Here is a 10,162-nt window from a genome sequence, read left to right as displayed (position 1 = left end):
TCGCCGGCACCATTGCCGCCCAGGGCGATAATGGCGTGGGAGTCACCGGAGTCAGTTGGGACGCCCAAATTATGGCGCTCAAATTCCTGAACGATTTTGGTTCGGGAACGACGTTTGATGCCATTCAAGCGGTGGAATATGCCACGATGATGGGCGCCGACCTGACCAACAACAGTTGGGGCGGGGGCGGCTATTCCCAAGGTCTCAAAGATGCGATCGACGCGGCCGGCGATGCCGGACAACTGTTCATGGCGGCGGCGGGCAATTCGAGTTCGGACAACGATGGATTCCCCCACTATCCTTCCAGCTACGATTCCGACAATATCATCGCCGTGGCCGCCACCGACCATAACGATAACTTGGCGGGGTTCTCCAGTTACGGAGCCACTAGCGTGGATTTAGCCGCTCCCGGAGTCAATATCCTCAGCAGCGTTCCCGGCGACGGATACGCCAGTTACAGCGGCACCTCGATGGCGACTCCCCAGGTTTCCGGCGTTGCCAGTTTGATTGGGTCCCAAAATCCCAGCTTGTCCTCCGACGAAGTGAAAGAGATTATTCTCAACACGGTCGATGAAATTCCGGGACTCGATGGAACCGTCGCGACGGGCGGGCGTCTGAATGCCTACAACGCGGTTTTGGAAGCGGGTTCGGTTCCCCACATCGTCGAGCTCGAAGACGGGGAAAATGTCACCGACATCGACTTTGGAAACTGGCAACCCAGCAGCATTTCCGGTCACAAGTGGCACGACCTCAACGAAGACGGCGAGTGGAGTGACGACGAACCGCCGTTGGCCGGTTGGACGATTTACATCGACGGCAACGAGAATGGCGAGTTGGACGGGGGAGAAACCTCTGCCGTCACCGATGGAGAAGGGTTCTATTCCTTCAACGATCTGATTCCCGACGATTATACGATCGCGGAAGTGCAGCAGGAGGGATGGGCCCAAACCGCCCCGGAGGACGGCATCCACGCGATCGCCCTGGAACCGGGTACGGACGTCTCGGATGTCAACTTCGGCAACAAAGCCATGCCGGGGAGTATTTCGGGTCACAAGTGGCACGACCTGAATGAAGACGGCGGCAAGGATGACGGCGAACCGGGTTTGCAAGGCTGGACGATTTATATCGACGAAAACGATAACGGCGAATTCGACCCCGAAGAACCCTCCACCGTCACCGACGCCAATGGGGATTACACCTTCACCGATGTCGAACCCGGCACCTATGAAGTGGCGGAGGTGATGCAAGACGGATGGCAGCAAACCTATCCCGGCAGCCTCAAAAATACCGGGTTTGAAACGGGAGATCTGACCGGTTGGGAAACGGAAGGAAGTACGTCTGTGGAGACGGATGCCTTCGGTTCCAACCCCACCGAGGGAACCTACCAAGCCCTGATTACCAATGGCAGCGGTTCCCAAAGTGATGCCGACCTGGAAACCTTCCTGAATTTGGCAACGGGCACCCTGGACGGTTTGGGCAACGGCGATGCCACGGAAGGTTCCGCCATCAAACAAACCCTGACGGTGAAGGCGGGAGATGAAATCAGCTTCGATTACAACTTCCTCACCGACGAAGGTTTTGAATCGTCCTTCAATGACTTCGCCTTTGTCTCCGTGGAGTCCGAGGGCGACACGGTGGCCAATACTTTCACCCCCCTGGTACCCTCCGGAACGAGTTTCGTCGATGAAACCGGATGGGGAACCTACACCTACACCTTCACCGCCGACGGCACTTATACCGTCGGGGTGGGAGCGGTCGATGTGGGAGATACTGTCGTCGATTCCGGCCTGTTGCTGGATAACTTCTCCTTCACCGGGACTGCCCCCGGCAGCCATACGGTGGATGTCGCCCCTGGCGAAGAAATCCTCGACATCGACTTCGGCAACGTCCTCGGCGGCGGCGGTGGTTCCGTTCTTTTTGAAGAGGACTTCGCCGACAATTCGGCGGGGTGGACCCTCGATGACGAATGGGAAATCGGCGCGGCGACGGCATCGAGCGGCGAGCGCTACGGCAATCCCGACCCCGATACGGACCACAGTCCCACCGATGACAACGGCGTGGCGGGGGTCGTCATCGGCGGCAATGCCAGCCAGACGGTTCACGATGCTTATTACCTCACCAGTCCGGTTGTTGATACCGACGTTTCGGAAAATGTCTTCCTGGAGTTCCAGCGCTTTCTCAACAGTGACTACGAACCCTACATGGCGAACAGCGTCGAGGTGTTCGACGGCGACAGTTGGGAGGTGCTGTGGGAAACTGGGGCGGAACCGGGTGTGACTGACAGTGAATGGACCGAGCAGGTCTTCGATATTACCGACTACAAGAATTCTAACTTCCAGGTGCGGTTCGGATTCGATGTGGGAGACGATCGCGTTTATCCGGTCAGTTCTTGGAACCTCGACGACGTGAAAATCTACACCGAAGAAGCCGGGGAACCGCCCGAAACGGCGATCGGGGAAACGGGGACGATTTCGGATCTGACCCACAATATTCAGACGATTTCCTTGACTCAGGAGTATGAAAACCCGGTCGTTTTGGCGCAACCCGCCTCTCGGAACGGGGGACAGACCGTGGCGGTTCGCATCGACAATATCACGGCGGACAGCTTCGATATCTTCCTGCAGGAACCGGACGGCTACGACGGCACCCACGTCCCCGAATCGGTGAGTTACATCGTCCTGGAAGCGGGAGAGTGGGAACTCGCGGACGGCACCCGTCTGGAAGTGGGTCGTTTCGACAGCGATGCCGAGGTTCCCGGCGGTGTCCCCGTCACCTTCGGCGGTGGCTTTGAGGAGACTCCGGTCGTCTTCAGCCAAGTTCAGACCGCCAACGATCCCGAGTTCGTGCGGACTCGCCACCTGGAAGACGGTGCGGGCGGTTTCACGGTGGCTTTGGAAGAGCAGGAAGCCCCCCTGACTCCCGGTCACGGCGAGGAAACTATCGGTTGGTTGGCGATCGCACCCGGTGCGGGAGACTGGAGCGGTCAGACCTATGAAGCGGGGAATACCGGAGATGCGGTGACTCACAATTGGTACTCCCAATCCTTCGGGGCCGGCTTTGTGGAAGCGCCGAAATTCTTGGCTTCTTTGGCGACTTACGACGGCGCCGACCCCGCCGGGTTGCGCTACGACGACCTGACCGGTACGGGGGTGTCCGTGATGGTGGAGGAAGACGTGACGGCCGACTCCGAAATGAACCATACCAGCGAAGTGGTCAACTTCTTGGCCATCGAGGGGGATGGGTTGCTGAGTGCGACGCCGGCTTCGACTTCTTTGGCGACCATTGCCCCCGCCGATGAGGCGATTTCGGACGCACTCATTTCGCAGTTTGAAATGGTGCCCGGAGAAATTGCCGGATTTGCCCTGCCCACGACGGATGAGGTGAATCTGTTCTAATACCGAAATATCGGCGATTCTCAAGTTGCCTATGGCCCGCTCAAACTTGAATTTTTGGGGACGTTCTCCGGAACGTCTCCTTTTTTTTGTGTGGTCAACATTAACGCCGATCGCCCGGGACTCGTAATGGCCTCGACCCGGCGATCGCGAACCTTCCAAACGAACGATATAAACTGGCCGAATCGGTGTCATTTTTTGACCACTTGATTTGAATTCCAACATGGAATGAAAACCGCAAGTTCCGAAACAGAACAGGGGAGATTCATGTTTGACGCGGATTGTTTTGAAGAAACTCTCAACTTCGACTGGTATCAAAATAACGAATACAATTGGAATTCAGATCGGAGCGGAGCGGGCGCCATTGAAACGGTCGCGGATGAACCCGAACCGGAGATCGATTTTGGCGATCGCGCCGCCCGGTTTTGGCAACCCATCGGGAGTCCTTCTGCTGACGAAATTCTGCTCTTTCAACATGACGGACTCGACTTGGGCACCGACGAGATTGCCTCTGCGGAAGCCGAAAAAATGACCGATTTCGACATCTTGACGGGGGAAGCGATCGCCCGTTCCGGCGACGGCGACACCCGCAATTCTGCCGACGGTCAAACCGCGATTAAAACGGCCACCGCCCCCGACCTCACCCGCCGGGGACGCCCGAAACGGCAGGGGGAAGCCGGCAGCTATTTTGCCGACCCCGCGCCGGCTCCCTCTGGAGTGAGAAGTGAGGGATGAGAAGTGAGAAATTTTTCTCTCTTCTCTCTTCTCTCTCCCATTGCCGGCGGTTTATTTATGTTTCGACCCTCTGTCCCGAGTGGTATCGGAGGGGCGATTTCGGGGAGGATTTCGGGAATAAAAAAAGCTGGAGATCAGCAGGCATAAAATGCCCAGATTGATCGAGACATCAGCTAAGTTGAAAATCGGGAATTGAATCAGGCGAAAATCCAAAAAATCGACCACGTGGCCGGCCAGGAAGCGATCGATGCCGTTGCCCAGCGCCCCCCCCAAAATCAAACCGTAGCCGATCTGTTCCCAGCGGTCGAAGCGGGGCCCGAACCGGGCTGCCGCCATCAATCCCAAACTGACCGCCAGGGACAGCCACCGCAGCCAGTAGACGCCGTTGCTGAACAGGCTGAATGCGGCTCCCGTATTGACCACATAGGTAAAGTGGAACACCCCCGGCCAGATGGGCAGGGTTTCGGGGGGGGTCGTCAATTCAAAAGTTTGTACGACCCAAAATTTGGTCAGGTGATCGATGGCCAAACTAACGGCGGCGGCTATCCAGAAAATCGAGTTTTTTTTAAATCCCATCAGGATGTCTGAATTTGAAAATCAGCTTCAATGCAAATCAATAAAACATCAATCCTCGCAGGACGTAGGACAGAACCGTAACCGCGCAGGCGACGGCCAACTGACCCGCCAGGGGGGCGATGGAGTAGCTGTTGACGGCCTCCATCAGGGGGACGATGCGATCGCCGGCCTCTTGAATCAAATAGGTTGCCACCAAATAGAGGATGCCGACGCTGTGGATGGTCGCCAAGCCGCACAGACAACTGAATGCCAGCAATTCTAACTTGGGGGGATTGCGAAAGGCCAGCAGGCCGCAGACCCATCCGCCGGGGACGAACCCCAGCAGGTAGCCGAAGGTCGGTTCGGCCAGGTAGCCGAAGCCACCCCCCTGGGAAAAGACGGGTAAGACGGTCAGACCCAGGGCGAGATAGGCGATTTGGGACATGGCCGCGGCATTTTTTCCCCCCATGCAGCCGACGAGGAGAACCGCCCCGATTTGGTAGGTGACGCCGAGGGAGTGGACTTGAACATTTTGCGGGTCCCAAAGGGAAGCCGGATCGGTGACGAAGGCCTCCAGGAAGGTGCCGCCGATGGTCAACAGGACGCCGATGATGGCCCACAAAAATTCAACGGGAGGTATCAAGTTTCACGGGGGGGTGCGACTGAGGTTTGAGTGGGGTGCGAGGATTCGGAGGCAGTCCCCCGCTGTCCGGGAACCGGGGCTTCTCCGCCCTGTAGTCCCAGGGACTCCAACATGGCGCGATCGCGATCGGGGGGCTGTCCCATCGTGGTCAGGTAGTGGCCGATGAGCATGGCGTTGATCCCCGATTTCAATCCTAACGCCTGGAGTTCTCCCATCACGGCTTCCCGTCCCCCGGCATAGCGTAAAATTTGTTCGGGGAGGATGAGGCGGAAGATGGCGATCGCCTTGAGGGCATCGTAGGGGTCGAGGCGGGGGCGATCGCCCAAAGGAGTTCCCTCCCGGGGATTGAGGAGGTTGATGGGGACGGACTCCACTTCCAACTCCCGCAGCGACAGGGCCAGGTCAACCCGGTCTGCCCAGCTTTCTCCCATACCGATAATTCCCCCCGTACAGGCTTGGATGCCGGCTGCCTTCAGGTTTTTCACCGTTTCGACGCGATCGCTCCAGGTGTGGGTGGTGACGATATTGGAATAAAAGTTTTCGGAGGATTCCAGATTGTGATTGTAGCGGGTGACTCCGGCTTCGGCGAGGGCTTCGGCCTGTTCCCGGGTGATCTCACCGAGGGCACAGCAGGGTTTGATGGAGGTTTCGGCTTGGATGCGCCGCACCGTCTCCAATATTTCTGCAAATTCCGAGGATTTGGGGCTGTTGTACTTGATGCCCCGTCCCTGGGATACCAAACAGAACCGTTTGGCGCCGGCGGCTTCTGCGGATTTGGCCTGGGCCAGAATTTCTTCGGGGGATTTCAACCCGTAGACGGGGGAGTTTTCCCCGGGGTGGTGAGCGGACTGGGAACAGAAACTGCAATTTTCCGAGCAGTTCCCGGACTTGATATTGACGATGCTGCACAGATCGACGGTGTTGCCGCAACAGGCTTGGCGCACCCGGTCGGCGGCTTCGCACAGCATCAGGATGTTGTCGGTCCCCTCGATCTCGGTCAGGGCGATCGCTTCTGGACGGCCGATGCGATCGCCGGCGATGATGCGATCGGCGAGGGAGTCGAGCCACTGCCGCAGCGATTCCGGACGGGGGGCGGGGAGTTGAGATTGACGGTTGGTTGATGGCGGTGCTTGAACCACGTTGAAACCTTGAACTGCTTGACGATCCTGAATTTTGCTATCTTACCACTATTGCGATCGCCCCCTCAATCCGTCGGCACCGGAGGCCGGCCGGCAAAAACCAAAAATTTTCTCAACAAGCGGAAAGGCCTTCGATCCCGTTTTGGGAGAAATGAAGCCCAAAAAAATTGATTTTCAGACCAATCCTCATCTCCGCGCAGTCCGCGCCAACAACATCTTTCAACTCATTCTCAATTGCTGACAACCGTTAACCTTCCCTTTACCTTGAACTGTTAATAAGGCGATATCCTCTAGGTTAGCTATTGTCGTCATTGTCAAACTATCTGAGCGATATGCTGTTCTCTCGACCTTCCCATTTATTCTCGAAACTGTTTGCGATCGCCCTGACCGCCGGGTTGGCTGCTTGTGGCGGAACCGAAACCGGCGACCCCGATGTCGCCGATACCAATGCGGGCGGGCCTTCTGCGGAACTGATCGCCCTCAACCAGCAGGTCGATATCGTCGGCGCTGGGGCATCCTTCCCCGCCCCCCTCTACCAGCGTTGGTTCCAAGAAATCAGCCAGGGCGTCCCGAACCTGCAAATTGACTATCAGTCGGTGGGGAGTGGTGCAGGGGTCGAACGCTTTACCCAGGGGCTCGTCAACTTTGGGGCCAGCGACGTGGCGATGAAAGACGATGAAATCGCCAAGGTCGAACGGGGGGTCTATATGCTGCCGATGACCGCCGGAAGCATCGTTTTGGCCTACAATTTGGATGGGGTCGAAAACTTGCAGTTGCCCCGGGATGTATACATAGACATTTTCTTGGGTAACATCACCAATTGGAACGACCCCAGAATTGCCGAGGCCAATCCCGGTGTGGAGCTTCCAGATCAGCCCATCACCGTTGTCTACCGTTCCGACGGCAGCGGCACCACCGGCGTTTTCACCATGCACCTGAGCGCCATCAGCGACGAGTGGGCCAATCAGGTGGGTGAAGGGAAAACCGTCGAATGGCCCACCGGCATCGGCGGCGCCAAAAACGACGGGGTGACGGCCCAAATCAACCAGACCCCCGGCGCGATCGGTTACGTCGAATATGGGTTCGCCCAAAATGCCGGCCTGAACATGGCCGCCCTGGAAAACCAGGAGGGCAACTTCATCCCACCCACCAGCGAAGCCGCCTCCAAAACCTTAGCAGCCGTGACCCTCCCCGACGATTTGCGGGCGTTCATCTCCGACCCCGAAGGAGCTGATTCTTATCCCATCGTGACGTACACTTGGTTACTGACCTACCAGCAATATCCCGATCCGGAAGTCGCCCGAGCCGTCGAAGCGATGATTCAGTACGGTTTGACGGAAGGTCAAAAAGTGAGTCCGCAACTCGGCTACATCGCCCTGCCGCCCAACGTCGTCCAAAAAGTGGCGGAGAAAGCCGATCAGATCAGCCCGGATTTCACCATCAACGTTAATTAATCGGCGCATCTGATCTCAATTTCCGGAGTATTTTCTGGGATGTATCAAGACACCTAGAAATTGGGGAAGCTGGGAACGCCACTCTCACTTCCCCAGCATTGAAAGTAACCGTTCGATTCCCGATAACCGAATGGCAACTCTGCCGATCGCCCACCGTCGGGACATCTCCTGACCGTCAACTCGAATGCACGCCCACTGCGAATTATGGTTTCACCACCCACCCAAATCCCCCAAGGAATCCCCCAGTCGCGATCGAAACTTGAAAAAAATCTCGACACCGGCTTCATCTGGCTGACCCGCCTTTTTGCCTGGGGAATTATTGCACTGCTAATTCTGATCGCCCTGCCGATCGCCCAACAGAGCTGGCCGGCATTCCAAAGATTCGGCCTGGGATTTTTGTTCAACAGCGCCTGGGACCCCGTGAACGAAAATTACGGCGCCCTGCCCATGATTTACGGGACGCTGATGAGTTCTCTGATCGCCCTGGTCATCGCCATTCCCCTGGGGGTGGGGACGGCGATCTTTCTGAGCGAAGATTTTATTCCCCTAGCCGTGCGGACGCCCCTGACGTTTTTGGTCGAACTGTTGGCCGCTATTCCCAGCGTGGTCTTCGGCCTGTGGGGAATTTTCGTACTCATCCCCTTCCTGCGGCCGGTCCAGATGTTTTTGTTCAAAAACTTCGGCTGGATTCCCTTTTTCAGCACCTCCCCCATCGGCCCCGGGATGTTCCCGGCGGGGGTGGTTTTGGCGATCATGGTCTTGCCGATCATCACGGCCATTTCCCGGGACTCCCTGGCCAGCTTGCCCCCAGACCTGCGCCAAGCCTCCCTCGGCCTGGGCGCCACCCGCTGGGTGACGATCTTCCGAGTCCTGATCCCCGCTGCCTTCTCCGGCATCATCGGGGGAACCATGCTCGGTTTGGGTCGGGCGATGGGAGAGACGATGGCGGCGACGATGATCATCGGCAACTCCAACAAAATCAGCGTTTCTCTGTTCGCCCCCGGCAACACGATCGCCTCCCTGCTCGCCAACCAGTTTCCGGAAGCCTCGGGGCTACAAGTCTCCGCCCTCATGTATGCGGGAATGGTTCTGTTTATTCTGACCCTGCTCGTCAATGTGGCGGCCCAGTGGATCGTCAACCAAGTTCAGGCGAAATATCAATAAGTTCCTCCTGGAACCATTCGTTCTCAAAAATTGTCGCTCCGTTTCCTGTCGTGATTCTCAGTTGACTTGTCTCGAACCATGTCAAATGCCGTTGCCAAAGCCAAAGCTGGAAGTCTGATTCGCAATCCCAAAAGCTTCCAATCTCTATTCGGTACCGTGATGACGGGTATAGCGGGGGCCTGTCTGGGCATCGCCCTGGTGCCCCTGTTCGCCGTTTTGATCTATGTGCTCTTCAAAGGGGCGGCCCGTCTCAATATCGATCTATTTACCCAACTTCCCCCCACCGCCGGACAGACCGAGGGGGGCATCGCCAGCGCGATTTTGGGGACGATCATGGTGGTGGCGATCGCCACATTGATCGCCCTCCCCTTCGGCGTCCTGGCCGCGATTTTCTTATCGGAGTTCAGTTCGGGCCCGGTCCCCCAGTGGATTCGGTTCGCCACCAACGTTTTGAGCGGCGTTCCGTCCATCATCGCCGGGGTGTTTGCCTACAGTTTGATCGTATTGGCCACGGGAACCTTTTCCGTGATGGCCGGTGCGATCGCCCTGGCGGTGTTGATGCTGCCCACCATCGTCCGAACGACAGATGAAGCGTTGCAGATCGTGCCGCAGGATGTCCGCTGGGCGTCCGTGGGCGTGGGAGCCTCCAACTACCAGACGGCCCTGAAAGTGGTGCTCCCCGCCGCCCTCCCCGCCATCCTGACGGGCGTGACCTTGGCGATCGCCCGGGCCGCCGGAGAAACAGCCCCGCTGCTGTTCACGGTGATTTATACCAACAACTGGCCGAAGGGTCCGTTCGCGCCGACCCTGCCCTCCCTGGCCTATCTGGTTTACGAGTTCGCCCGCGGCTTCGACAAGGTGCTGCAAGAGTTCGCCTGGGCGGCTTCCCTGGTGTTGGTGTTCTTGGTCTTGATCACGAGCGTCATCGCCCGCTGGGCGACCCGCCAGAAAACCTATTAAAGCATCGTGTTTCTCGATCGCGGGTCTTATTGACTCCGCAAAATTACCATGGTTTATTAGTTAATGCCGATATCAATGGTGCAGCTAATATCCTCAAATAGCAACAACTTTAGGATTTTC

The 10,162-nt window shown here is 57.5% G+C and carries 8 protein-coding genes; 5 read left to right on the top strand and 3 right to left on the bottom strand.

The window, feature by feature from the left end:
* Both LKE08_RS04950 and LKE08_RS04945 read left to right on the top strand, forming a co-directional pair.
* The coding region (locus LKE08_RS04950) for a S8 family serine peptidase (RefSeq protein ID WP_324703086.1) at window positions 1–3,395 on the top strand (3,395 nt) is incomplete at its 5' end.
* 225 nt (window positions 3,396–3,620) lie between these two features.
* The gene (locus LKE08_RS04945; RefSeq protein ID WP_324703085.1) at window positions 3,621–4,127 is read left to right on the top strand and encodes a hypothetical protein; all 507 of its coding nucleotides are present in this window, start codon (window positions 3,621–3,623) and stop codon (window positions 4,125–4,127) included.
* Window positions 4,128–4,178: 51 nt separating this feature from the next.
* Here the strand turns inward: LKE08_RS04945 and lspA are convergent, their stop codons facing one another.
* Genes lspA through bioB form a run of 3 tightly spaced genes read right to left on the bottom strand, consistent with a single transcriptional unit; the run spans window position 4,179 to window position 6,464 of the window.
* Complete coding sequence (lspA, locus tag LKE08_RS04940) at window positions 4,179–4,703, bottom strand: signal peptidase II (protein ID WP_324703084.1); 525 nt, start codon at window positions 4,701–4,703, stop codon at window positions 4,179–4,181.
* A gap of 37 nt (window positions 4,704–4,740) precedes the next feature.
* On the bottom strand, window positions 4,741–5,325 hold the full coding sequence (locus tag LKE08_RS04935) for a biotin transporter BioY (RefSeq protein ID WP_324703083.1): 585 nt from the start codon (window positions 5,323–5,325) through the stop codon (window positions 4,741–4,743).
* A complete protein-coding gene (gene bioB / locus LKE08_RS04930; RefSeq protein WP_324703082.1) occupies window positions 5,322–6,464 on the bottom strand; it encodes a biotin synthase BioB in 1,143 nt (380 codons plus the stop codon). Before bioB ends, LKE08_RS04935 begins: the two co-directional genes overlap by 4 nt.
* Before the next feature lie 332 nt (window positions 6,465–6,796).
* Here bioB and pstS point away from each other — a divergent pair, with 332 nt between their 5' ends.
* The 3 genes from pstS (at window position 6,797) to pstA (ending at window position 10,042) form a co-directional block, all read left to right on the top strand.
* A complete protein-coding gene (gene pstS, locus LKE08_RS04925) occupies window positions 6,797–7,918 on the top strand; it encodes a phosphate ABC transporter substrate-binding protein PstS (protein WP_324703081.1) in 1,122 nt (373 codons plus the stop codon).
* Between the two features lie 204 nt (window positions 7,919–8,122).
* Window positions 8,123–9,082 carry a phosphate ABC transporter permease subunit PstC gene (gene pstC / locus LKE08_RS04920; RefSeq protein WP_324703080.1) on the top strand — a complete coding sequence of 320 codons (960 nt, stop codon included), beginning with the start codon at window positions 8,123–8,125 and terminating at the stop codon, window positions 9,080–9,082.
* Between the two features lie 78 nt (window positions 9,083–9,160).
* Window positions 9,161–10,042: a phosphate ABC transporter permease PstA gene (gene pstA, locus LKE08_RS04915; protein WP_324703079.1), complete on the top strand. Its 882-nt coding sequence runs from the start codon at window positions 9,161–9,163 to the stop codon at window positions 10,040–10,042.
* Window positions 10,043–10,162: the final 120 nt, after the last annotated feature.

Source organism: Lyngbya sp. CCY1209, assembly GCF_035615495.1.
In the GTDB taxonomy this organism is placed as follows: domain Bacteria; phylum Cyanobacteriota; class Cyanobacteriia; order Cyanobacteriales; family Microcoleaceae; genus Limnospira.
This window is presented reverse-complemented; position numbering and strand designations above follow the sequence as displayed.

Bases quoted from the DNA above. Each gene is read 5' to 3' on its own strand.
- LKE08_RS04945 (WP_324703085.1), top strand. From the start codon at position 3,621: ATGAAAACCGCAAGTTCCGAAACAGAACAGGGGAGATTCATGTTTGAC.
- lspA (WP_324703084.1), bottom strand. From the start codon at position 4,703: ATGGGATTTAAAAAAAACTCGATTTTCTGGATAGCCGCCGCCGTTAGT.
- pstS (WP_324703081.1), top strand. From the start codon at position 6,797: ATGCTGTTCTCTCGACCTTCCCATTTATTCTCGAAACTGTTTGCGATC.
- pstC (WP_324703080.1), top strand. From the start codon at position 8,123: ATGGTTTCACCACCCACCCAAATCCCCCAAGGAATCCCCCAGTCGCGA.
- pstA (WP_324703079.1), top strand. From the start codon at position 9,161: ATGTCAAATGCCGTTGCCAAAGCCAAAGCTGGAAGTCTGATTCGCAAT.